General features: G+C 43.4%; 25 protein-coding genes. 2 read left to right on the top strand and 23 right to left on the bottom strand.

Translation table 11 applies throughout. The annotated features are described in order from the left end of the window. The 6 genes from ACGF7G_RS14540 to nrdH all read right to left on the bottom strand — a co-directional run. Positions 1-709 (bottom strand): ABC transporter permease subunit (locus ACGF7G_RS14540; protein WP_387466383.1); only part of this gene is annotated, 709 nt, incomplete at its 3' end. After that, positions 702-1,901, bottom strand: coding sequence for a glycine betaine/L-proline ABC transporter ATP-binding protein ProV (gene proV / locus ACGF7G_RS14535; RefSeq protein WP_387466381.1), 1,200 nt, complete (start codon positions 1,899-1,901; stop codon positions 702-704). The genes proV and ACGF7G_RS14540, both read right to left, overlap by 8 nt. Before the next feature lie 598 nt (positions 1,902-2,499). After that, positions 2,500-3,459, bottom strand: a complete 960-nt coding sequence (gene nrdF, locus ACGF7G_RS14530; RefSeq protein ID WP_166295966.1) for a class 1b ribonucleoside-diphosphate reductase subunit beta — start codon at positions 3,457-3,459, stop codon at positions 2,500-2,502. A 21-nt stretch (positions 3,460-3,480) separates the two neighbouring features. Continuing rightward, entirely contained in the window at positions 3,481-5,610 is a 2,130-nt protein-coding gene (gene nrdE / locus ACGF7G_RS14525) for a class 1b ribonucleoside-diphosphate reductase subunit alpha (RefSeq protein WP_387466379.1), read from the bottom strand. A 2-nt stretch (positions 5,611-5,612) separates the two neighbouring features. Continuing rightward, the gene (gene nrdI / locus ACGF7G_RS14520) at positions 5,613-6,029 is read right to left on the bottom strand and encodes a class Ib ribonucleoside-diphosphate reductase assembly flavoprotein NrdI (protein ID WP_166295972.1); all 417 of its coding nucleotides are present in this window, start codon (positions 6,027-6,029) and stop codon (positions 5,613-5,615) included. Positions 6,030-6,042: 13 nt separating this feature from the next. Continuing rightward, entirely contained in the window at positions 6,043-6,273 is a 231-nt protein-coding gene (gene nrdH, locus ACGF7G_RS14515) for a glutaredoxin-like protein NrdH (RefSeq protein WP_387466378.1), read from the bottom strand. 334 nt (positions 6,274-6,607) lie between these two features. On the opposite strand from nrdH, the gene ACGF7G_RS14510 reads away from it, so the two are divergent. Together ACGF7G_RS14510 and cspE are read left to right on the top strand one after the other, a co-directional pair. Further along, positions 6,608-7,069 carry a methylated-DNA--[protein]-cysteine S-methyltransferase gene (locus tag ACGF7G_RS14510; RefSeq protein ID WP_133816168.1) on the top strand — a complete coding sequence of 154 codons (462 nt, stop codon included), beginning with the start codon at positions 6,608-6,610 and terminating at the stop codon, positions 7,067-7,069. A 219-nt stretch (positions 7,070-7,288) separates the two neighbouring features. Next, the gene (cspE, locus tag ACGF7G_RS14505; RefSeq protein ID WP_021323071.1) at positions 7,289-7,498 is read left to right on the top strand and encodes a transcription antiterminator/RNA stability regulator CspE; all 210 of its coding nucleotides are present in this window, start codon (positions 7,289-7,291) and stop codon (positions 7,496-7,498) included. Between the two features lie 71 nt (positions 7,499-7,569). Here the strand turns inward: cspE and crcB are convergent, their stop codons facing one another. The 17 genes from crcB to ACGF7G_RS14420 all read right to left on the bottom strand — a co-directional run bounded on the left by crcB (position 7,570) and on the right by ACGF7G_RS14420 (position 23,733). After that, positions 7,570-7,944, bottom strand: a complete 375-nt coding sequence (gene crcB / locus ACGF7G_RS14500) for a fluoride efflux transporter CrcB (RefSeq protein ID WP_387466377.1) — start codon at positions 7,942-7,944, stop codon at positions 7,570-7,572. Between the two features lie 14 nt (positions 7,945-7,958). Continuing rightward, positions 7,959-8,924: a lipoyl synthase gene (gene lipA, locus ACGF7G_RS14495; RefSeq protein WP_387466376.1), complete on the bottom strand. Its 966-nt coding sequence runs from the start codon at positions 8,922-8,924 to the stop codon at positions 7,959-7,961. Positions 8,925-9,036: 112 nt separating this feature from the next. Further along, positions 9,037-9,678: a lipoyl(octanoyl) transferase LipB gene (gene lipB / locus ACGF7G_RS14490; protein ID WP_133816171.1), complete on the bottom strand. Its 642-nt coding sequence runs from the start codon at positions 9,676-9,678 to the stop codon at positions 9,037-9,039. 131 nt (positions 9,679-9,809) lie between these two features. Further along, positions 9,810-10,073: a DUF493 family protein YbeD gene (gene ybeD, locus ACGF7G_RS14485; RefSeq protein WP_011145617.1), complete on the bottom strand. Its 264-nt coding sequence runs from the start codon at positions 10,071-10,073 to the stop codon at positions 9,810-9,812. A 159-nt stretch (positions 10,074-10,232) separates the two neighbouring features. Continuing rightward, the gene (gene dacA, locus ACGF7G_RS14480) at positions 10,233-11,444 is read right to left on the bottom strand and encodes a D-alanyl-D-alanine carboxypeptidase DacA (RefSeq protein WP_387466373.1); all 1,212 of its coding nucleotides are present in this window, start codon (positions 11,442-11,444) and stop codon (positions 10,233-10,235) included. A gap of 161 nt (positions 11,445-11,605) precedes the next feature. Then, positions 11,606-12,613: an endolytic peptidoglycan transglycosylase RlpA gene (gene rlpA, locus ACGF7G_RS14475; protein WP_387466371.1), complete on the bottom strand. Its 1,008-nt coding sequence runs from the start codon at positions 12,611-12,613 to the stop codon at positions 11,606-11,608. A 13-nt stretch (positions 12,614-12,626) separates the two neighbouring features. Continuing rightward, the gene (mrdB, locus tag ACGF7G_RS14470) at positions 12,627-13,739 is read right to left on the bottom strand and encodes a peptidoglycan glycosyltransferase MrdB (RefSeq protein ID WP_387466385.1); all 1,113 of its coding nucleotides are present in this window, start codon (positions 13,737-13,739) and stop codon (positions 12,627-12,629) included. Between the two features lie 7 nt (positions 13,740-13,746). Beyond that, complete coding sequence (mrdA, locus tag ACGF7G_RS14465) at positions 13,747-15,642, bottom strand: peptidoglycan DD-transpeptidase MrdA (RefSeq protein ID WP_387466370.1); 1,896 nt, start codon at positions 15,640-15,642, stop codon at positions 13,747-13,749. A 38-nt stretch (positions 15,643-15,680) separates the two neighbouring features. Continuing rightward, a complete protein-coding gene (gene rlmH, locus ACGF7G_RS14460) occupies positions 15,681-16,151 on the bottom strand; it encodes a 23S rRNA (pseudouridine(1915)-N(3))-methyltransferase RlmH (protein WP_133816175.1) in 471 nt (156 codons plus the stop codon). A gap of 2 nt (positions 16,152-16,153) precedes the next feature. Further along, on the bottom strand, positions 16,154-16,480 hold the full coding sequence (gene rsfS, locus ACGF7G_RS14455; RefSeq protein ID WP_166295963.1) for a ribosome silencing factor: 327 nt from the start codon (positions 16,478-16,480) through the stop codon (positions 16,154-16,156). A gap of 98 nt (positions 16,481-16,578) precedes the next feature. Beyond that, positions 16,579-17,265 (bottom strand): nicotinate-nucleotide adenylyltransferase, encoded by a 687-nt coding sequence (nadD, locus tag ACGF7G_RS14450; RefSeq protein WP_133816177.1) that lies wholly within the window; start codon positions 17,263-17,265, stop codon positions 16,579-16,581. Continuing rightward, positions 17,249-18,289, bottom strand: coding sequence for a DNA polymerase III subunit delta (gene holA, locus ACGF7G_RS14445; RefSeq protein WP_387466367.1), 1,041 nt, complete (start codon positions 18,287-18,289; stop codon positions 17,249-17,251). The genes nadD and holA overlap by 17 nt, the downstream gene beginning before the upstream one ends. Further along, positions 18,286-18,834, bottom strand: coding sequence for an LPS assembly lipoprotein LptE (gene lptE, locus ACGF7G_RS14440; RefSeq protein ID WP_387466365.1), 549 nt, complete (start codon positions 18,832-18,834; stop codon positions 18,286-18,288). Before lptE ends, holA begins: the two co-directional genes overlap by 4 nt. 13 nt (positions 18,835-18,847) lie before the next feature. After that, positions 18,848-21,430, bottom strand: coding sequence for a leucine--tRNA ligase (gene leuS / locus ACGF7G_RS14435; RefSeq protein WP_387466363.1), 2,583 nt, complete (start codon positions 21,428-21,430; stop codon positions 18,848-18,850). Between the two features lie 162 nt (positions 21,431-21,592). Continuing rightward, positions 21,593-22,318: an amino acid ABC transporter ATP-binding protein gene (locus tag ACGF7G_RS14430; protein WP_350304877.1), complete on the bottom strand. Its 726-nt coding sequence runs from the start codon at positions 22,316-22,318 to the stop codon at positions 21,593-21,595. After that, a complete protein-coding gene (gene gltK, locus ACGF7G_RS14425) occupies positions 22,318-22,992 on the bottom strand; it encodes a glutamate/aspartate ABC transporter permease GltK (protein ID WP_133816182.1) in 675 nt (224 codons plus the stop codon). The genes ACGF7G_RS14430 and gltK overlap by 1 nt, the downstream gene beginning before the upstream one ends. Then, positions 22,993-23,733, bottom strand: coding sequence for an amino acid ABC transporter permease (locus ACGF7G_RS14420; protein WP_387466359.1), 741 nt, complete (start codon positions 23,731-23,733; stop codon positions 22,993-22,995). Between the last annotated feature and the right edge of the window lie 74 nt (positions 23,734-23,807).

The raw sequence follows: 23,807 nt of genomic DNA, 5'->3' as shown, positions 1-23,807 counted from the left end.
GCTTGATACCCAAAATTGTCAGACGGACAATTGGGGGCAAGGCAAAAATAATGGTGACGATAACCCCAGGTACGTTACCGATACCAAATAACATGACAATGGGAACCAGATAGACAAATGCTGGCGTGGTTTGCATGGCATCAAGCAGAGGTCGGATGATTTTTGCGGCTCTCCCACTGCGTGCTAGCCAGATGCCAAGTGGTAAACCAATGATGATACAGAACAGCAGAGATGTCAGAGCCAATGCCAGAGTGACCATCGCTTCAGACCATGCTCCAATTGCACCAATAATGATCAGTGAAACAAGTGAGGCAATACCCATGCCAATGCCTGATAGCTGCCAGGCAATCAGAGTAAAAAACAGGATTGCAACGGGGGCGGGCATTGAGGTTAGAAATTGCTCAAAATTGCTGAGAACAAAATCAATTGGGACACGCATTCCCTGAAATGCTGGGCGAAAATTCAGTACAACCCAGTCAATAGCATGGGTTACCCATGAATCCAAGGGAATAAGTGTGTGCTGGAATGGATCCATGATATTGAAATGTTCAGGTTGTACTGTTGTTGCTGGCGCATCCAGCCAGTCAGAACCCGTTGAGTTGTCAACACTGGCTTCGCTACCCCAGGGATCGATGTTATCAGCCGAGGAGGGATGGGGATCCCTCGTATCTGGTGCAGGCTGAGTTTGATGTTCGTTTTGATTACCCATTTGGTGTCTCCTTATCTAAAGCCTGTAACAGCATTCCTTTGGAAATAACGCCGATGTATTTGTCGTTATCCCCAACAACCGGAACCGCACAAGGTGATTGTGCTACAACAGAGATCAATTCATTGAGAGGCATATCTGCGGCAACGGCGGTTGGCTCGGTTAATATGGCGTGTTCGATAGGTTTTTTTTCCCGTAATGTTTTTTCCAATGAATTGATTGAAACCACACCTGCGAACTTTTGCCCACGTTCGATCAGATAGCCATAATTCCTGTTCTCATCATCCAGGACTTTCAATGCGGAAAGAGGGCCAAAGCCTGGCGCAACATGAAGAAGCGAGTCCGGGCGGCGGCGAGCGACATCTTTGGCGCTGAATACATGGCTGATATCTACGCCCCGGAAAAAGGTTTTCACATAGTCGTTTGCCGGATTATTCAGGATTTCATCAGGTGTTCCGACTTGTACAACAACACCGCCTTGCATAATGGCAATTCGATCCCCGATACGCATTGCCTCATCCAAATCATGAGAAATAAAGACGATGGTGCGTGGCTGATTACCTTGTAGACTGAGTAACTCGTCTTGCATTTCTGTGCGAATTAATGGGTCAAGGGCAGAAAATGCTTCATCCATTAGCAAAATATCCGGGTTATTAGCCAGTGCTCTGGCAAGCCCGATACGCTGACGCATTCCGCCTGAAAGTTCATCAGGGTAGGATTGCGCATAACTTTCCAGATTTACCTGTTTCAGTGCATCTAGTGCTTTTTTATGGCGTTCTTGTTTGGGGATCCCGGCAAGTTCCATACCAAAAGCTGTATTTTCCATGACGTTTAAATGTGGCATCAGTGCGAATGATTGGAAAACCATACTGATTTTGTTACGGCGAACTTCTCTTAACGCTGTTTCTGAAATCTCAGAAATATCTTCCCCATCAATTAATACCTGACCGCGAGTCGGTTTTATCAGGCGATTGAGAAGGCGTACCATGGTGGATTTGCCGGAGCCTGATAATCCCATGATGACAAATATTTCGCCTTCTTCAATGGCCAGATTGGCATTTTGTATACCAATAGTCAGACCTGTCTTTTCAAATATCTGATCTTTATTCAAGCCAGAATTCAGCAATTTGAATGCATATTCTGGGTGCTTACCGAATATTTTATAGAGGTTTTTAACTTCGAGTTTAATTGCCATGAAATAGTTACTTTCCTTTCAATGGTTATTTAATAATTTTATGCATTATTCATCTCTGCACGATTCTTTGAAGATATATACCCTAACATACTGAGAGAGTCTGACAACCCTATGTTAATGTTAATTAATGTAAAAATTAGTGATATTAAATTACTTAAATTAAATATATTTGGAGTGATTTCATTATTATGAGCAAATTATTTTTTATGAAGTGATTCTATTGTTGAAAGGATAAATTCCTTCTATGCTATTGTTATTAGTATATTTTTATGATAATAAAGCAATAATTCGTCAATTATATTTTAGATGGAATTGGTTATTAATTTATAATGTTGACTATGTCTGATCAGAGTGAAATTTAATTTAAAATCAATTAAATTAATTAATGCTTTTTGTCGTTTGAGATGATAAGAATGGCTGTTTCTGGTAAAAAATGTTCACAGGAATAGTTTCATCTGTAAAAAACACCATAAAAAATATAAGGATTTTATGGTGTTTTATCGTTTAAAAAATAGGCTTAATGGTATTGTTTTTAAATATTATCGTGTTACGGTTATCAGGCGTTCGAAATATTCTAGATAAAATAAAGTCATTTTCTTCAAAAGTTCCAATCTTCATCTTCTGTATTAACTGCTTTACCAATAACATACGATGAACCTGAACCAGAAAAGAAATCATGGTTTTCATTTGCACCAGGTGATAATGCGGAGAGTATTGCCGGGCTGACATTCGTTGTTTCTGAAGGAAATAAGGCTTCATAGCCAAGATTCATTAATGCTTTATTGGCATTGTAATGTAAGAATTTTTTAACATCTTCAGTCCAGCCAACAATACCATAAAGCTCTTCGGTATATTTAACTTCATTTTCGTATAAATCTAATAATAATGAAAAGGTAAAGTCTTTAATTTCTTTTTTCTCTGGTTTAGCATATTTATTCAATGATTTTTGGAATTTATATCCAATATAATAACCGTGAATAGCTTCATCTCGGATAATAAGGCGGATTAAATCGGCTGTATTGGTTAATTTGCCCCGACTTGACCAATACATAGGTAAATAGAAACCTGAATAAAATAAAAATGATTCCAGAAAAACACTGGTAACCTTTTTCTTTAATGGATGATTATCACAATAATAATTTAAGATAATTTTGGCTTTATTCTGTAATGAAAAATTACTTTCACTCCAGCGATAGGCGTCATCTACATCCGTAGTCAGGCATAATGTTGAAAAGATGGAACTGTAAGAACGTGCATGAACGGCCTCCATAAAACTAATATTGGACATAACCGCTTCTTCGTGAGGTGTCAGCGCATCTTCCATTAATGCCGGAGCGCCGACTGTATTCTGGATGGTGTCCAATAGGGTTAACCCGGTAAATACCCGGATAGTGAGTTTTTTCTGTTCTGCGGTCAATGTATTCCATGAGGGAATATCATTAGATAACGGGATTTTTTCCGGTAGCCAAAAGTTAGTTGTCAGCCGGTTCCAGACTTCTAGATCTTTGTCGTCTTCAATTCGATTCCAGTTAATTGCACGTATAGGATGACTAATCATAATAAATTTCCAGCATTAATTTTACAATGAGCATGAAACACAGCCTTGTACTTCTGTACCTTCCAAAGCAGTTTGTCTCAGACGAATGTAATAAAGTGTTTTGATCCCTTTACGCCAGGCATATATTTGGGCTTTGTTAATATCGCGAGTAGTGGCACCATCTTTAAAGAAAAGTGTTAGTGATAATCCTTGATCGACATGTTGAGTCGCTGCGGCATAAGTATCAATAATCTTTTCCGGCCCTATTTCATAAGCATCTTTGTAATATTCAAGATTATTATTGGTCATAAACGGAGCTGGGTAATATACTCGTCCTGTTTTGCCATCTTTACGGATCTCAATACGGGATACAATAGGGTGAATACTTGAGGTTGAATTGTTGATATATGAAATAGAACCTGTGGGAGGAATAGCCTGAAGATTCTGATTGTAAATACCATGGGCCATAACTGAAGCTTTTAATTCAAGCCAGTCTTGTTGACTGGGAATAATTATTCCTGCTTGTTCAAATAGTTGACGGACTTTTTTTGTCTGAGGTTGCCATGATCTTTCCGTATATTTATTGAAGAATTCACCACTGGCATAACGGGAATCTTTAAAACTTTTAAAGTAGCGATTTCGCTCAATTGCAATCTGATTTGAAACCCGCAAAGCATGATAAGTGACGATATAGAAATAGATGTTTGTGAAATCAATTCCCTCTTCAGAACCATAATGAATGCTTTCCCTTGCCAAATAGCCATGAAGATTCATTTGACCTAAACCAATCGCATGAGAATCCTGATTTCCTTTTTCGATAGAAGGGACTGAACGGATATGGCTCATATCTGATACGGCAGTTAAGGCGCGAACAGCTGTTTCAATAGAAAGGGCAAAATCAGGTGAGTCCATTGTATGAGCGATATTCATCGATCCCAGATTACAACTGATATCTTTCCCAATATGGCAGTAATTTAAATCATCGTTATATTCACTGGCACTGTTAACCTGTAAAATTTCGGAACATAAATTGCTCATATTGATCCGGCCTTTAATTGGGTTAGCATGATTCACAGTGTCTTCATACATAATATAGGGATAACCGGATTCGAATTGGATTTCAGCTAATGTTAAGAAAAATTCACGGGCATTGATTTTTGATTTGCGAATTTTTTTATTATTTACCATTTCAGCATATTTTTCTGTAATGCTAATTTCAGACATTGGCACGCCATAAACCCGCTGAATATCATAAGGTGAGAATAGATACATTTCTTCATTGTGTTTAGCCAATTTAAAAGTGATATCAGGAATGATGACCCCAATAGAGAGAGTTTTTATACGGATCTTTTCATCGGCATTTTCCCGTTTTGTATCCAGAAAACGAAGAATATCAGGGTGATGAGCATTGAGGTAAACGGCACCTGCACCCTGGCGTGCACCAAGTTGATTGGCATATGAGAATGCATCTTCCAGCATTTTCATCACTGGAACGATGCCTGATGACTGATTTTCAATCATTTTTATTGGTGCGCCGGTTTCCCGTAGATTACTGAGTAAGCAGGCGACACCGCCACCACGTTTTGAAAGTTGTAATGCTGAATTGATTGAACGCCCGATGGATTCCATATTGTCCTCAATTCGCAGAAGGAAACAGGAAACCAGTTCTCCACGCTGCTTCTTACCACAATTAAGGAAAGTTGGCGTTGCGGGTTGAAAACGGCCACTGATAATTTCATCGACCAGACGGTCAGCCAGTATCTGATCACCTTGAGCTAAGGTCAGTGCTACCATGCATACCCGATCTTCATAGCGTTCCAGGTAGTGTTTATTATCGAAGGTTTTTAGTGTATAGCTGGTGTAATATTTGAATGCGCCCAGAAAAGTTTGAAAGCGAAATTTTTTACTATAGGCTTGCTGAAAAAGCTTTTTAACAAAAGCAAAATCGTACTGTTTTAGTACTTCAGTTTCGTAATATCCCTTTTGTTGAAGGAAATCGAGTTTCTCTTTCAGATCGTTAAAAAAGACTGTGTTTTGATTTACATGTTGGTGGAAATAGTGATGAATGGCCAGTTTGTCTTTATCAAACTGAATGTTTCCTTCATTATCGTGCAGATTGAGCATAGCATTGAGAGCATGATAATCCTGCCGCTCGTTAATTTGGAAAGTCATGATTACATATTCTCTGGTGAGTAATGTTGCCAGAATCTTTGGATACCCTGGTGTACTTGATATACATCTTCTTCAGTACCCAATAGTTCAAAACGGTATAGGAGTGGTATCTGACATTTTTCTGAAATTATCCGTCCGGCGATACCGTAAGCTTCGCCAAAGTTTGTATTTCCGGCGGCTATGACTCCCCGAATCAGTGCTCGGTTTTCGGCAACATTTAGAAACTGGATAACTTGTTGTGGAACCGCGCCTTTAGCACTGCCACCACCATAACTTGGTATCAGTAAAATGTAAGGTGAAGTTACATTGAGCAGATTACCTGATTGGTTTATCGGAATACGGAGAGCTGGCATCTTGAGTTTCTGGACAAATCTGTCGCTATTTCCGGATGAACTGGAGAAGTAGACCAGCGGATTCATATTCATAGTAAACCTACAAATTCTCAGATAACGCGTTGATTTTATCAGGGCGGAACCCTGACCAATGCTGTGTGTCTGCGACGACGACGGGAACTTGCTGGTAACCCATAGTGCGGACAATCGCTAAAGCCTGTTGATTTTCGGTTAAATCAATAATCTGATAAGGAATATTCTTTTGGTTTAGAGCCTGGTAGGTCGCATCGCATTGTACGCAGTCAGGTTTGCTATAAATAGTAATGCTCATTAATGACTCCTTTTTCAGTTTGTGGGTATGTAATGATAAAATTTGGTTCACTGGTAAAAGTTTTCCAAAAAGCTATAACTGGACTTATACTATATGTAGTGGGATTTTAATTCAACCATACTATATATGGTGTTAATTTTACATTGAGTGACTATCATCAAAATTACGGTGTTGTTTATTCTCTATTGGCTGGGAGACTTTTTCCCTATTGGGAGAATTTAAGTTTTCTAGTCGGTGGTAAGGGAGAAACTGAATTCATCATTGCAATTTATTGAAAAGACGATTTACTCTAATCCCTATAATAATTGATATTTTTTCAATGGAGGAGGTGGCTATGTATCATCAGTATCTTGATACACCTAAAGGATTTCCAAAACCGTATGTTCATATCACTGCGGATGATAAGGGAGTAACTAGTCTGTATTTTGTTGATGAAAAAACAGCGCCTGAAGTAAAAAATGATATCACTAAACAGTGCGTGAAGGAGTTGCGGGGGTATTTTACGGGTAAACGTACTGAGTTTTCTGTTCCACTCAATCCGGTAGGAACTGAATTCCAGCAGCGTGTCTGGTCGCTGTTATGTAATATCCCGTTTGGCGAAGTGTGGAGTTATAAGCAGCTATCATTAGCATTAGGTTCAGTCAATTATTGTCGTGCTGTAGGAATGGCTAATTCCCGTAATCCGATCTCATTAATTGTGCCTTGCCACCGTGTTATTGGGCATGATGGTAAGTTGGTGGGATATACCGGTGGTTTGAATATTAAAAGCTGGTTATTGGAACATGAAAAAGTATAACAGTTTGCTTGTTTAATAAATTGTCTGATAAAAGACCAGGGAAGGTCATAGAATATTTACATATGTACATTATTTGGCAGTAAAACTAAATAAAAGATAAGATCTATTGTATTTTATTATGCTTTTCGTGATCTTGGTTGTAGACAATCAACCAATTTATTTGCTGTACTGTATACGACACAGGTTTTGTGTCTTATTTTCACGTTAAAGGTAAGTTTGATGTCAAAAATTAAAGGTAACGTTAAGTGGTTTAATGAATCTAAAGGATTCGGGTTTATCACTCCAGAAGATGGTAGCAAAGACGTATTTGTGCATTTCTCTGCTATTCAGAGTAACGGATTTAAAACTCTGGCAGAAGGTCAAAAGGTAGAGTTTGAAATCACTGACGGCGCTAAAGGTCCATCTGCTGTAAACGTTGTCGCTATCTGATTTTAACTCCGTATTTTGAAAAACCCGTTGATATAACGGGTTTTTTTTATTTTTGTGATGTGTGTGTAATTTTAAAGCTCGTTCATTAGTGCGAAAGCTAAAATTGTCATCAGTAGTGAGCCGAAAAGATTAAGCAGAACTGTTCCCAATGCCCATCCCAGTTTTCCATCCAGCAACAAATAAACGACTTCAACAGAAAACGTGGAAAAGGTTGTTAAGCCGCCGCAAAAACCGGTGGTTAGCATGAGTTTCCAGGTCGGATCAAGATGGGGGGATTTATTAAAATAGGCTAACCCCAGCCCGATGATCAATGCACCAATACAGTTAACGGTAAGGGTGCCAACCGCGATGTTAGTAGAAATACTATTAAGGCGGAGGCTGATAAACCAGCGTAATACACTGCCTAAGCCACCACCAATAAATACAGCCAAAATAATATTAATCATAGTAAATCTTATGATTATTTGACTTCTTCGCCTCTGGCTTGCAAATCAGCATGGTAAGAAGAACGGACGAATGGTCCGCAGGCAGCATGGCTAAATCCCATAGCCATAGCTTCTTCTTTCATTTCATCAAATTCCTGTGGGCTAACGTAGCGCTGTACCGGTAAATGATGGCGGCTGGGTTGTAGATATTGGCCCAGTGTTAGCATGGTGACACCATGGCGGCGCAAATCACGCATAACATCGAGAATTTCTTCGTTGGTCTCACCAAGACCCACCATCAGGCCAGATTTAGTCGGAATATCGGGATGGGCTTCTTTGAACTTTTCGAGCAATTTCAGTGACCACTCATAGTTTGCGCCAGGGCGTACCTGACGATAAACCCGCGGTACGTTTTCCAGGTTATGGTTAAAAACGTCGGGAGGTGTTGCTGTCAATATTTCAAGTGCACGATCCATACGCCCACGGAAATCAGGAACCAAGGTTTCAATTTTAATGGATGGATTTTTTTCACGAATAGCAGAGATGCAGTCAGCAAAGTGTTGAGCACCGCCATCGCGCAAGTCATCACGGTCAACGGAGGTGATGACGACATAGCGCAGTGCCATATCTTTGATGGTTTGTGCCAGTTTTACCGGTTCGTTGGTATCAGGTGCTGTAGGGCGGCCGTGGGCTACATCACAGAAAGGGCAACGGCGGGTACAGATTGCGCCAAGGATCATAAAGGTGGCTGTACCGTGATTGAAACATTCAGCCAGGTTAGGGCAGGAAGCTTCTTCACAGACAGAATGCAGACCATTTTTGCGCATGGCCGATTTGATACCCTGAATGCGGCTGGAATCCGCAGGAAGTTTGATTTTCATCCACTCAGGTTTACGCAAGATTTCTGTACGTTCGGTAATCACTGTTTTGATAGGGATCAGCGCCATTTTGTCTGCGTCACGGTACTTAACTCCGCGTTCCATCTGAATTGGTTTACTCATAATCGTGCTGGTTCCAGTGTTAAATTCATCAGGTTGAGATTTATCATTCAGCCTAACTGTATAATAAATCCATTAAAAAATTTTTGAAAAATGTTAAAAAATTATATCATCTTTAACTATTCAGTTTAAATCCTAACTGTTGGCAAAATTTTTCTACCAAAATGGGGTGTACTTGCTCAACAGTAATTCCAGGGACTAAATCACTAAGTTGAATCATTTTCATACCGGCGTAGCCACAGGGATTAATACGCAGAAATGGTTCTAAATCCATTGCGATATTAAGTGCCAGTCCGTGGAAAGAGCAGCCTTTACGTATTCGTAATCCTAGAGAGCAGATTTTGGCTTCCTCGACATAAACACCTGGAGCATCCGGACGGGTATAAGCTTGTACACCAAAGTAGGCAAGTGTTTTAACTACGGTATCCTCTATTGCTGTAACCAGTTGCCGTACACCAATTTTGGCGCGTTTGATGTCAATCATGACATACATAACCTGCTGGCCGGGACCATGATAAGTGACTTGCCCACCGCGATCGGATTGAATAACCGGGATATCACCGAGAGATAGCAGATGCTCAGATTTACCTGCCTGCCCCTGAGTAAATACTTTTGGATGCTGTACCAGCCAAATTTCATCGGGTGTATCAGTATCTCGCTGCTCAGTAAACAAGTGCATTGCATCAGAAATCGGCTCGTAGGGTTGTATTCCTAATTGGCGTAAGAAGATCGTTTTATGTTGCAATTGAAACATCATTTGATAGCGATAAGATTGGGTCAGTATAACCCTCAGAAGAGGTTCTCACCAGTTTAGTCCACTTGAAACTGTGGTGTTTCTGATAGATAAAAGATCCCCTGTGAAATTACAGGGGATTTTTCTGGTTTGTATTACAACACTACCCGTACCAGTTCAAGGTTACCTAACTCTTCGTACAGAGTTTCTACCTGTTCAATGTGAGTTGCATTAATCGTAATGGATACTGAGTGGTAGTTGCCTTTGCTGCTTGGCTTCACTTGTGGAGAGTAATCGCCCGGCGCATGGCGCTGAACCACTTCAACGACCTGATTGACTAACTCAGGTTCAGCCAGACCCATCACTTTGTAAGTGAATGAACAAGGGAACTCAAGCAGTTCATTTAATTTCGTTTTCATGGGCGCTCCTGTTTTGCTTTCCGCAATACGTACGGTCAGTCTTTTGTGTAAAATTCGATATCTTCCCTGCTTAAATCGCGGGGATTTTTATTGCGGTCAGACTGTAGCCTGGCTCGCTTCTGTGGGTTATGTTTTTTTGTCGTTTAACTATCTCAGGAACTAGCCAAACCAATGATGAAATAGCAGTTTGATGTAATCGATAAAACGACTGAAGATGCTGCCTTCTTTCACTTCGTTCATAACGACTAATGAGCGCTGTTCGACAGTCTTGCCATCAAGTTGAAAATTGATGGTGCCGACAACCTGATTTGTCGCTAGCGGTGCATGTAGTTCAGTATTATTCATGACATAGCTGGCTTTCAAATCTTTCAGACGACCGCGGGGAATAGTCAGATAAACATCTTTATCAACACCTAGCTGAACCCTATCGTTGTCTCCGAACCAAACCGGTTCAGAAGCGAATTCTTTGCCAGCTTTCAGTGGCTCGACGGTTTCGAAGAAACGGAACCCCCATGTCAGCAGTTTCTTGCTTTCTGTTTCACGGCCCTTATAAGTATGGCCGCCTAATACCGCAGAAATCAGACGCATATCGCCTTCCATTGCAGAAGCGACCAGATTATAGCCTGCGGCATTCGTATGTCCGGTTTTTATACCATCTACATTCAGGCTTTTATCCCACAATAAGCCGTTTCGGTTTGTTTGACGGATATTATTGTAGGTAAATTCTTTCTCTTTATAGATAGCATACTCTTCAGGAACATCGCGGATCAGGGCCTGACCAATCAGCGCCATATCACGGGCAGAGCTGTATTGGCCTTCCGCATCCAGACCATGAACAGTTTTGAAATGTGTATTCTGTAAGCCAAGGGATGTTACATAGCTGTTCATTAGATTAACGAAAGACTCTTGGCTGCCGGCAACATAATCCGCCATTGCAACACAGGCATCATTACCGGATTGCAGGTTTATACCGCGAGATAACATAGAAACCGAAACCTGATCTCCTGGTTTGAGGAACATCAGGGAGGAGCCTTTAAATACCGGATTACCTGTTGCCCATGCATCAGTACCAACAGTGACCATATCATTTGGGCCGATTTTGCCTGATTTGATTGTCTGACCAATAACGTAACTGGTCATCATTTTTGTCAAACTGGCAGGATCACGGTGTGCGTCCGCGTTCATCTCAGCCAGAACCTTGCCTGAGTTATAGTCGATAAGAATATAAGCTTCAGCATCAATCTGAGGTACACCTGGGATCATCGTTTTCAGGTTTACATCGTTTCCATCGGCAAAGGCAGAAGCACTTATTGCCAGCGCAATACCCAGGGTGGCACTTTTTATAAAACGAGAAGTGGTTGTATATTTCATGGTCGGTTGGACAACATCCGTGAGAAAAGGTTGATATCGGGCCACATCATAGCAAATGAAAAAAATACTGACATTGGCAAATTTTAACAAGCAGCAGGTTTACATTTTTTTACCTCGCTTACTGATATCTGAACTAAAGCCAGATATCAGTAAGCGAACAATTAAGGACTGACGATAAAGGAGGATTGTTGTATTTGATCAGCCAGTTTCTGTTGTAAATCGGTAGCCTGTTGACGATTATTGAATGGCCCCAATTGTACACGATAAACGTTGCTATATTGGGTTATTCGGCCTTGAACATTGAAGCGTTGTTCCAGGGTTTGTTGCCACTCTTTTGCCCGTTGTTCACTGCTAACCGCACCAACCTGGACCATAAAACCATTTGTTGAAGAGGTTGGTGCAGCCGTTGTTAACGCACTGTTTGTCACAGGTTTAGGCGGCTGTAATTTCATTGCGGGTAGTTGCCCAGTGACTTCCGGCTGTACAGTTAACCGTCGTGTTTGCTCCACCGGTTGATTTGCCGAAGTCTGGCTATTCGTTTGATCCGGGACATTCTCCATTGTTGGTGTTCCCAGTGGCCCGGTTGTTAGAACTGGCCTGCCGGGTAGCGCATAACTCTGTTTAACTATCTGGCTGCCGACAGTACCGGGACCCGATAAAGAACCATCTTGGGCAACCTGAATAAAATCAATCTTAACTTTGGTACTTTGAGTCAGGTTCAGGCGTTCAGCAGAAGCTTTTGACAGATCGATAATCCGCCCCTGTTTATAGGGACCACGGTCATTGATTCTGACAACCATCATACGGCCATTACTCAAGTTGGTCACGCGGACATAGCTCGGAATTGGTAGGGTGGGGTGGGCTGCTGTCAGAGCATAAGGATTGAAACGCTCACCAATCGCTGTCATTTTGCCACTGGATTCTGCGGCATACCAACTGGCATAACCCGTTTCACTGAACTGAGATGGGTCTTGAACAATATGATAAATATGTCCGTTCATCTGATAATCATTATTGGCGCTGGGGTGATAAGGCTCATAATGAGGCTCCGCGCCCAGAACATCCTGCGTTGGTACTGCGGGTAACGGGGAAGATTTTTGCTCGTCAGGAGTGGTACAGCCGGATAATGAAGCCACAATCATGCCGAGTATAAGCCAGTGTTGACGCATTGAAACCTCTTCTTTATAAACTTTTAGACAATAATTTTCGGTGTGTGTGAATCGACATTATAATTCCGAAACCCGCCATTAAGACGATCAATGCTGAACCGCCATAACTGACAAATGGTAGAGGAACCCCTACCACAGGCAGGATACCGCTCACCATGCCGATATTTACGAAAATATAAACAAACAAGATTAACATTAGGCCGCCAACCATGACCCGGCCGAAAGTATTCTGTGCTCTGGCTGCGATAACCAGCCCGCGTATAATTAATAGCAAATATAATGTTAATAACAGTAGCACGCCAATTAAACCAAGCTCTTCCGATAATACGGCAAATATGAAGTCAGTATGGCGTTCTGGAAGAAATTCTAGCTGAGATTGTGTCCCGAACAACCAACCTTTACCTGATAAGCCACCGGAGCCAATAGCGATTTTCGATTGAATAATGTGGTAACCCTTACCCAATGGATCAGTTTCTGGATCAAGTAACATCATTACGCGATCACGCTGGTATCCATGCATCAGAAAGAACCACAAAATAGGGATAAAACAGGCCAATAACAGAGCCGCAATACCAATCAGTCGCCAGCTCATTCCTGCAAGGAACAGGACAAACAGACCAGAAGCGGCGACCAGAATTGAAGTACCCAGATCTGGTTGGGCGGCGACCAGTAAAGTGGGTAGAAAAATCAGCATTAAAGCGATAGTAGTATTTTTCAGCGATGGTGGACATAAATCGCGGTTCATAAAACGAGCAATCATCAGTGGTACTGCGATTTTGGCAATCTCAGAAGGCTGGAAACGGATGATCCCCAGATCGAGCCAGCGTTGTGCCCCTTTACTGATTTGCCCGAAAGCATCGACAAAAATCAGTAAAATGATACAAACAATATAGAGATAAGGTGCCCAGCTTTCATAAACTCTTGGTGGGATCTGCGCCATAATGATCATGACAACAAATCCGGCACCGATTTGGCCGATTCTGCGCTCCATCATCCCCATATCTTGACCGCTGGCACTCCACATAACAAAAGCGCTGTATACCAGTAGTGCCAGAATGCACAGCAGTAATGGCGGGTCGATATGTAATCTGGTCCAGAGAGGAACCTTTTTTGGGTTTTCTGTCATAGTGTCATTAGTCACTTTCTGTTCCGGGTGGTGCAGGGGCAGCATCCGGTAATATAGTATTGTTATCCCCTAACAGTACATGATCGAGGATTTGGCGAACAAGGGTTCCCACAGACGGACCTGCACCCCCATTCTCTAAAATAATGGAAAGGGCTACTGTCGGATTCTCATAAGGGGCGAAAGCAATCATTAGTTTGTGATCCCGTAAATGTTCAGCAATTTTACTGGCATTGTAAGTTTCATAACTATAGACCTGTGCTGTTCCTGATTTGGCAGCCGCTTTATACGGTGTGCCGATAAAACTCTTGTGGCCGGTACCATTTGGCAGGTTAGCAACACCATACATACCACTTTTTGCCAGTTCCCAGTACCCTGAATGGATATCACCTATCTGAACGTTTTCTGGTTGTTGATAAGGGAGCATCTCACCTTTCAACTTTTTACCCAGTAACAGATGCGGCGTTTTTACATTACCGTCATTAATTAAGGTTGTCAGCGCCTTGACCATTTGAATGGGGGTTGCTGTCCAGTATCCCTGGCCGATACCCACAGGAATAGTATCTCCCTGATACCAGGGTTTTTTATATTTCTTTTGCTTCCATTCGCGGGTTGGCATGATGCCTGTACGTTCTTCAGCTAGGTCGATTCCGGTGTATTCGCCATAACCAAATTTGGTCATCCATTCAGACAAACGATCAATACCCATATCATAGGCAACTTGATAGAAGAAAGTATCCGCAGATTCCACAATGGCTCTATATGCATTGAGACTACCATGCCCCCAGCGTTTCCAGTCACGGTAGCGTTTTTCTGAACCCGGCAGTTGCCACCATCCCGGATCAAAGAGGGTTGTATTTTTATTGATAACGTTTGTACTGAGTGCTGCAACGGTAATGAAAGGCTTAACCGTTGAAGCAGGAGGATAAATCCCTTGAGTCGCACGATTAATAAGCGGTCGGTCAGGGTTGTTTAATAATTCCTGATAGTTTTTATTGGAGATACCGTTTACGAACAGGTTTGGGTCATAACTTGGGTTAGATACCAGGGCCAGAATTTCCCCATTCCGTGGATCACTGACAACGACAGCGGCTCGGCTGGTTGTGAGAAGTTTCTCAATATAGATCTGCAATTCAAGATCGATAGTCAGGTAAATATCCTGTCCGGCCTGTGGCGGTTGTTCATGTAATTGACGTATTACACGGCCACGATTATTGACTTCGACTTCTTCATAACCGGTTCTGCCGTGTAAAACAGACTCATAATAACGTTCAATACCCAGCTTGCCGATATCATGGGTGGCTGCATAATTGGGTAAAATCCCTTCCTTATCCAACCGTTCCACATCTTTATCATTAATTTTAGCGACATAGCCAATGATATGAGTCAATGCTGAACCATAAGGGTAGAAACGGCGTTGATAGCCTTTTATTTCAAGGCCGGGGAAACGGTACTGGTTAACAGCAAAACGCGCCACTTGAATATGATCAAGCGACGTTTTCAATGGGATAGAGGTAAAGCGGCGTGAGCGCTTACGTTCTTTTTCAAAGTTGGCAATGTCTTCGTCAGTTAGATCGATAACATCCCGTAAATCATTTAGGGTTTGCTCAAGATGTTCTACCTTTTCAGGTACAATTTCCAACTGGTAAATTGTTCGGTTAAGCGCCAATGGTGTGCCTTTACGGTCATAAATAATACCCCGGCTTGGCGCGATTGGAACCAGTTTAATGCGGTTTTCGTTTGAGCGGGTTTGGTAGTCTTCGTGGCGGGTGATTTGTAAATGATAAAGATTGGCAACCAAGACACCAGTCAGTACCAGGATAACAATAAACGCCACCAATGCGCGGCGGGCAAACAGGGCTGATTCAGCCGTGTAATCACGAAAAGGGGTACGTTTATTTTTCATCCCATTGCCAGAATTCGCTTTATCCGTTGGTAACCAAATTATTCCCGATGATAGGGATGATTGGTGGTAATACTCCATGCCCGGTACAGGCTTTCTGCAACTAAAACCCGGACCAAAGGATGGGGCAAGGTCAGTGGCGACAGTGACCAGCTCTGTTCTGCGGCAGCTTTACATGCTGGCGCAAGACCTTCGGGCCCGCCTATCAGCAGACTGACATCTCTGCCATCTTGTTTCCAATGTTCAAGTTGTTGCGCCAGTTGAGGTGTTTCCCAACGGGAACCAGGAATATCCAGAGTAACAATACGGTTGCCTTTGCCGACAGCGGCCAGCATTTGTTCGCCTTCTTTTTCCAGAATGCGTTTAATATCCGCGTTTTTACCTCGTTTCCCAGCCGGAATTTCTACCAGATCAAATGGCATGTCTTTTGGAAAACGGCGCAAATAATCCATAAAGCCGGCCTGTATCCAGTCCGGCATTTTTGTACCTACAGCGACTAATTGCAGCTTCAAACTCAGCTCCAAAGCTTTTCAAGTTCATACATGCGGCGACTCTCTTCCTGCATGACATGGACAATAACTTCACCGAGGTCTACGACAATCCAGTCAGATATGCCCTGTCCCTCAACACCCAGTGGAGTTAAACCACTCGCACGGCAGTCACCAACCAAATTGTCTGCGACAGACATCAGATGGCGGTTGGAGGTTCCGGTGCAGATAATCATGCAATCGGTAATGCTGGATTTCCCCTGAACATCCAGAGAAATAATATCCTGTGCTTTGGAGTCTTCAAGTTTATCAATAACAAACTGTTGGAGTTCTTTACCTTGCAAAAGGTTCATCCTTATTTTTTATCAAAATTGAGCAAATAGTGCGGAATAATAGCATGCCAGGTTACCCAAGGGTAAGCCAACTAAGTGACTAATCGGGGCAGATTTCGCTATTGGCGATATAACCCCTGTGAATTTATATACTTTTGTACTGAAGGGGATAACAAATCATCACAACTTAGCCCTTGCTGGAGACATTGGCGGATATCTGTTGCTGAGATATGTAACAGTGGCGTATCTGCCAGATAGACATAACCATTAGGTTTGCGACTAAGTAGAGCGGGATCGCTGATTTGATGTTGCGTAAGCCATTGCTGCATTTCAGTTGTAGAAAGTTGGGTTTGATAACTGGGACGAGCACAAACCAGCAAATGGCAGATATTCAGCAGTTCCTGCCAGCGATGCCAGGTATGCAGTGATAACAACGCGTCCTGGCCGATGATAAATGCCAGAGGTTGATTTTCACCAAACTCTTGACGGAATGATCCCAACGTATCAATTGTGTACGATGGGGTAGTACGCTCCAGTTCACGGGTATCGACGGTGAATAGTGGATTGTCCTGTACTGCTAGACGAACCATTTCAAGCCGTTGTTGCGCGGTAGCTTCTGGCTGTGGGCGGTGGGGAGGGACGTGATTTGGCAGTAGAATCACTTGCTTTAGGCCAGTTTGATGTGCCAGAGCTTCAACTGAATGCAGGTGCCCATAATGAATTGGGTCAAATGTCCCACCAAATAATGCCTGAATAACGGGATGTGTCGGACAAGTCGGACAAATAGAATCAATGGCGTGAGACATGAAAAAAGCTCTCAGGTAATGTTTTCCCACATAACAACATGGAAATTGTTTCTAAATCTGGCCAAACGGACTGACTGTAATCTTGTTTCACCCGGAGTTCCATTTGTACAAGTAAATGGACTGCCAGCTGTAAATCATGCTGAGTTAAGCGTTGCAGTGCATTGGTTAGTAACGGGCGGCGGTTTTGCCATATTCGATGTTGATCTAACAGAGTTTTTATAGCAGTTGTGGTGCTCTGGCGCTTTAGTGTAAGTAGCAGCAGCAATTCACGCTGTAGGGTACGTAACAGAATAACGGCCTCGCAATCTTCCTGTTGTAACTGTTTTAGAATATGCCAGGCTCGTTTTGCTTTACCCAATAACAGAGAGTCTACCCAGTGATAAGGTGTAAAGTGAGCCGCGTCATTCACCGCATTTTCAATACGGTGTAAGGTCAGTCTACCATCTGGATATAGCAGGGAGAGCCGCTCAAGAGCCTGAGTCAGCGCCAATAAGTTTCCTTCATAGCAGTAACACAACAGTTGATTGGCTTGCTCTTCCAGAGTCAGTTTCATGACTTTGGCTCGTTGCGCGACCCATTGAGGCAGGCGGTTCAATTCGGGCGTTTGACAACTGATGTAAACACCATTTTTCCCTAATGTTTTAAACCAGCTACTGTTTTCCTGAGCTTTGGTCAATTTCAAACCGCGCAATATCAGCAAGATATCTGGATGAAGTAATTCCGCCAGTTTTACCAGTTTTTCAGCCATTACCGTGTTGGGGCCATTTTCTGGTAGCAGTAAAGTGAGGGTTTGACGACTGGCAAACAGGCTTAATGACTGGCAAATACTGAATACTTCATCCCATTCGGTATGATTGTCCAGAGCATAAGTGAAGTGTTCAGTGAAAGCGTGCTGTTCAGCCGCCTTGCGAATGTGATCTTGGCTTTCCTGTAATAGCAGGGGTTCATTGCCCCATATCAGATAACAGTTTCGCAGCCCTTCGTTGAGCTGCGAAACCAGTTGTTCGGAATAGAGTCTGATCATTGTGCTTGTGCAGCTTGCTGTTCCGCTTGTTTTTCTCTGGCTTTCTGTTTTTCTGCGCTGTGAACAGTCAGTAACTGGCGAACTAACTGACGTGCAGCTTGTTCGCGCATTTCTTGATTGATCATTTCGTTTTCCGCATCTTTTGCCAATGCTTCTAATGGGTTATCGAAGAAAGAACGGTCAACTCTGGATTGAAGCGGGTAGACGCTACCGTTTGGCATAATAACCTGTGCATCGACATACAGTGTCAATTGGCGTTCAGCCGCCTTACCGTCCTGGAAAACGGAAACAGTGTCTTTATTTTCAGAAGAAGTGATTAGCCTCAGAATAGGAATTTCGGCGCTACCATTCTCAAGAATAGTGACGTTATTCAGACGAAGTTGTTGGCGCACAGAACGAGTCAGAGGCCCATATGGATCACTGCTCGTTAATTGCAGCTTTTTGAGCTCCGGTGGTACTTGAGTGGTACCACGCAGATGAAAACCGCAGCCAGCGGTGACCAGCACCGCTAACCCCAGCAACAACGTTAAAATACGATGCCGCACATTGCCTCCTTTATCAGCCGACGACCAGATTCAGCAGTTTGCCTGGTACATAGATGACCTTACGAATAGTGACGTCTTCAAGGTATTTCGCCACCCCATACTCTTTTGCTGCCATGTCATGAACATATTCTTTAGTGGAATCTGCTGGGACGGTAACACGGCCACGTACTTTACCATTGACTTGAATGACGACCAGTTTGGTGTCATCAACCATGGCCTGCTCATCAGCTTGCGGCCAGTCAGCCGTATCGATATCGCCTGCACCGCCCAGAGCTTGCCACATAGTAAAACAAACGTGAGGCGTGATTGGTGACAACATACGGACGACTGCCAACAGCGCTTCTTGCATCAGTGCGCGATCCTGCTCCGTCTCCTGTGGTGCGCGAGTCAGTTTATTCATCAATTCCATCACGGCAGCGATGGCAGTGTTGAATGCCTGACGGCGACCGACATCATCGGTAACTTTAGCAATGGTTTTGTGCAGATTACGGAACAGATCTTTTTGTTCCACGGTTAGATTTGTGATCTCCAGCGGCTGAGTTGCTCCTTTACTGGTATGTTCATAAACTAGACGCCATACCCGTTTCAGGAAGCGGTTTGCTCCTTCAACACTGGACTCTTGCCATTCCAGAGTCAATTCTGGTGGAGCAGCGAACATCATAAACAAGCGGACGGTATCGGCTCCGTATTTTTCCACCATCAATTGTGGATCAACACCGTTGTTTTTGGATTTAGACATTTTGCTCATGCCGGTGTAAACCAGCTCATGGCCTTCTCTGTCTGTCGCCTTGATGATACGACCTTTATCATCACGTTCAACAAGGGCATCAGCTGGGGGAATCCAAACTTTTTCGCCATTTTTGCCGATATGGTAGAAAGCATCGGCCAGAACCATTCCCTGACACAACAGGCGTTTTGCTGGTTCGTTAGAATTGACCATACCTGCGTCACGCATCAGTTTGTGGAAGAAACGGAAATACATCAGGTGCATGATAGCGTGTTCGATACCACCGATATATTGATCAACTGGCAGCCAGTAGTTAGCCGCCGCCGGATCAAGCATACCTTTGTCATATTCTGGACAGGTGTAACGAGCGTAGTACCAGGAAGATTCCATAAAGGTATCGAAGGTATCTGTTTCACGCAGCGCTGGCTGGCCGTTGATAGTGGTTTTTGCCCACTCAGGATCAGCTTTAATCGGGCTGGTGATACCATTCATGGTGACATCTTCCGGCAGAATAACCGGCAGTTGATCTTCTGGTGCTGGTACAACGGTACCATCTTCCAGCGTTGCCATTGGAATAGGAGCACCCCAATAACGCTGACGGGAAACTCCCCAATCACGCAGACGATAGTTGACTTTACGTTTACCTACGCCCATTTCGACCAGTTTATCCGCAATGGCGTTGAAACCAGCTTCGTGATTCAGGCCGCTGAATTCTCCGGAGTTGAACAGGACATTCTTGTCTGTCACCGGTGCTTCATGAACATTCGGTTCGTTGCCTTCACTGTCCAGAATAACGGCTTTGATTGGCAGGTTATATTTTGTCGCAAATTCCCAATCGCGTTGGTCGTGACCAGGAACTGCCATGACCGCACCGGTGCCATATTCCATCAAAACGAAGTTTGCAACCCAGATTGCCACCTTCTCTTTGGTTAATGGATGAATAGCAAACATGCCAGTTGCTATGCCTTTCTTCTCCATTGTTGCCATATCTGCTTCAGCAACTTTGGTGTTACGGCATTCATCAATGAAAGCGGTCAGCTCAGGGTTATTTTCTGTTGCTTGTTTTGCCAGAGGATGACCTGCGGCCACAGCGACATAAGTAGCGCCCAGGAATGTATCAGGACGGGTGGTATAGACGGTCAGTTTTTCCTGACTATCAGCCACATCAAACGTGATTTCTACACCTTCGGATCGACCAATCCAGTTGCGTTGCATGGTCTTGACTTGCTCAGGCCACTCTTCCAGCGTATCCAAATCGTTTAGCAACTCTTCGGCATAATCAGTGATTTTGATAAACCACTGTGGAATTTCTTTACGTTCAACTTTGGTGTCACAACGCCAGCAGCAGCCGTCAACCACTTGTTCATTGGCCAGAACGGTCAGATCGTGGGGGCACCAGTTAACAGCAGAGGTTTTTTTATAAACAAGGCCCTTTTCATACAGTTTGGTGAAAAACCACTGTTCCCAACGGTAATATTCAGGGGTACAGGTAGTGACTTCGCGATCCCAGTCGTAACCAAAACCCAGTGTTTTCAACTGGCCTTTCATATATTCGATGTTGGCATAGGTCCATGGGGCTGGTGCGGTGTTATTTTTTACCGCCGCGCCTTCTGCGGGCAGGCCAAATGCATCCCAGCCAATAGGTTGCAGGACATTTTTGCCAAGCATACGCTGGTAACGAGAGATAACATCACCAATAGTGTAGTTACGTACGTGACCCATGTGTAGTCGGCCAGAAGGGTAAGGTAGCATGGACAGGCAGTAATATTTTTCTTTGCTGTTGTCTTCTGTCACTTTAAAAGTTTGCTTCTCTTGCCAGTGAAGCTGAACTTGCGGCTCTATATCTTCTGGACGGTATTGTTCTTGCATGACACCGATGATCCTATGGTGAGTAAAAAGCTACGCTTGTAGCAATCATTTAGTTGGTGAAATATGAGGTCGGCATAGCATATCTGATTTGATACGCAAGCAACAGGGGTTCTGAGGGAAAATCCGGTGGCAACGGGCATCACCACCGGAAATGAGATAATACTAATGAAGAATTTTAGCCAGAAACTCTTTGGCGCGATCCGATTTTGGATTGGCAAAGAAATCTTCTTTCTTACTGTCTTCAACAATTTTGCCTTCATCCATAAAGATAACCCGATTGGCTACTTTACGGGCAAAACCCATTTCATGGGTAACAACCATCATAGTCATACCTTCGTCCGCCAGCTTAACCATGACATCGAGTACTTCATTGATCATTTCAGGGTCGAGTGCGGAAGTGGGTTCGTCGAACAGCATGGCAATAGGGTCCATACAAAGTGCACGGGCGATTGCCACGCGTTGTTGCTGACCACCGGAAAGTTGTGACGGGAATTTGTTGGCCTGACTGGCAAGCCCGACACGTTCAAGCAGTTTCAGCCCTTTTTCTTCTGCCGCTTTTTTATCACGGTTAAGCACCTTAACCTGAGCCAAAGTAAGATTCTCAATGATGGAGAGGTGCGGGAACAGCTCAAAGTGCTGGAACACCATACCGACTTTTGAACGTAATTGAGCTAGATTGGTGTTTTTGTCATTGACTTTAATATCATTAACCAGAATTTCACCCTGCTGGATGGATTCCAGACCATTGACCGTTTTTATCAGGGTGGATTTGCCGGAGCCAGACGGGCCACAGACCACAACGACTTCACCTTTTTTAACTTCAGTTGAGCAGTCAGCAAGAACCTGAAATTGGCCATACCATTTGGATACATTTTTCAGGGAGATCATCAAACAGTCCTTTTCTTCAAATAGTTAACCAGCATAGATGCGGCAAAACTAATAATAAAATAAACAAAACCAGCAAACAGAATCATTTCAACTTGAGTACCATCACGCTCACCGATATTTGCCGCAGTACGGAAAAAGTCCGTCAGGCTGAGTACATACACCAATGAGGTGTCTTGAAACAGCACAATTCCCTGTGTCAGTAATAGCGGGGTCATCGCACGGAATGCCTGAGGCAAAATAACCATCCTCATACTTTGCATTGACGTCATCCCCAATGCCAGTGCCGCCGAAGATTGTCCGCGGGAAATACTCTGAATCCCCGCACGGATAATTTCTGAATAGTAAGCTGCTTCGAAAAATGCAAACGCGACCATGGCTGAAATTAAACGAATATCTGTTTTGGGTGAAATTCCCAGAACATCTTGCAATAGGCTGGGCACAATCAGATAGAACCATAACAGTACCATGACTAATGGTACAGAACGGAACAGATTGACATATAAAGTTGCAAACCAGCTCAGGGCTTTTACAGAAGAGAGACGCATAACGGCTAGTACGGTTCCCCAAAGGATACCGATAACGATAGCAATAATGGTGATTTTTGCTGTAATGACTAAGCCTTGCAGTAGAAAAGGGATACTGGGAACAATAGAACTCCAGTCAAATTCGTACATTTATTGACCTCCAATATTACCCGGTAAACGCACTTTCTTCTCAAGCAAGTGCATGGTAAGCATAATCACCAGATTGATTCCGACATAGGCCAGTGTAATCGCAGTAAATGATTCATAAGCATGTGCTGAGTAGTCGAGTAATTTACCTGCCTGTGCCGCCATATCCACGAGGCCAATAGTGGAGGCGATAGCGGAATTTTTTACCAGATTCATCATTTCTGAAGTCATTGGTGGAATGATGACTCGGTAAGCATTTGGCAGCAGGACGTAGCGATAGGTTTGTGGCAGGGTTAACCCCATTGCTAACCCCGCCGCTTTCTGACCGCGTGGTAATGATTGTATGGCAGCCCGAACCTGCTCACATACACGTGCAGCGGTGAAAAGACCTAAACAGATAGTGGACGAAATAAAAAACTGGATGTTAGGATCCAGTTCAATTTTAAACCATATACTGATTTTTTCCGGCAGCAGCTCAGGCATAACCAGATACCAGGTGAAAAATTGAACAATCAATGGTACGTTACGAAAAAGTTCAACATAACAGGTCCCTATCCCAGATAATATTTTATTGGGAACAGTGCGTAAGATGCCGAAGAATGAACCGACAACGAAGGCGATAATCCAGGCGCAGATAGACAAGGCAATGGTCACTTGAAATCCGGCGATCAACCAGCCGAGATAAGTGGTATTGCCGAAAGGGGCAGCTTGCAAAAAGATGTCCCAGTTCCAATTAATTGACATGATAATACTCCCTGCAAGGGTATGGCTTGATCCCTTGAAAACGTTTGATTGGCTGGGGGAAAAAAAAGCGAGGT

It is taken from the genome of Photorhabdus sp. RM323S, assembly GCF_042879375.1.
Taxonomy (GTDB): Bacteria; Pseudomonadota; Gammaproteobacteria; order Enterobacterales; family Enterobacteriaceae; genus Photorhabdus; species Photorhabdus tasmaniensis.
The sequence above is the reverse complement of the archived record's forward strand: the minus strand, read 5'-3'. Positions and strand labels throughout refer to the sequence as shown.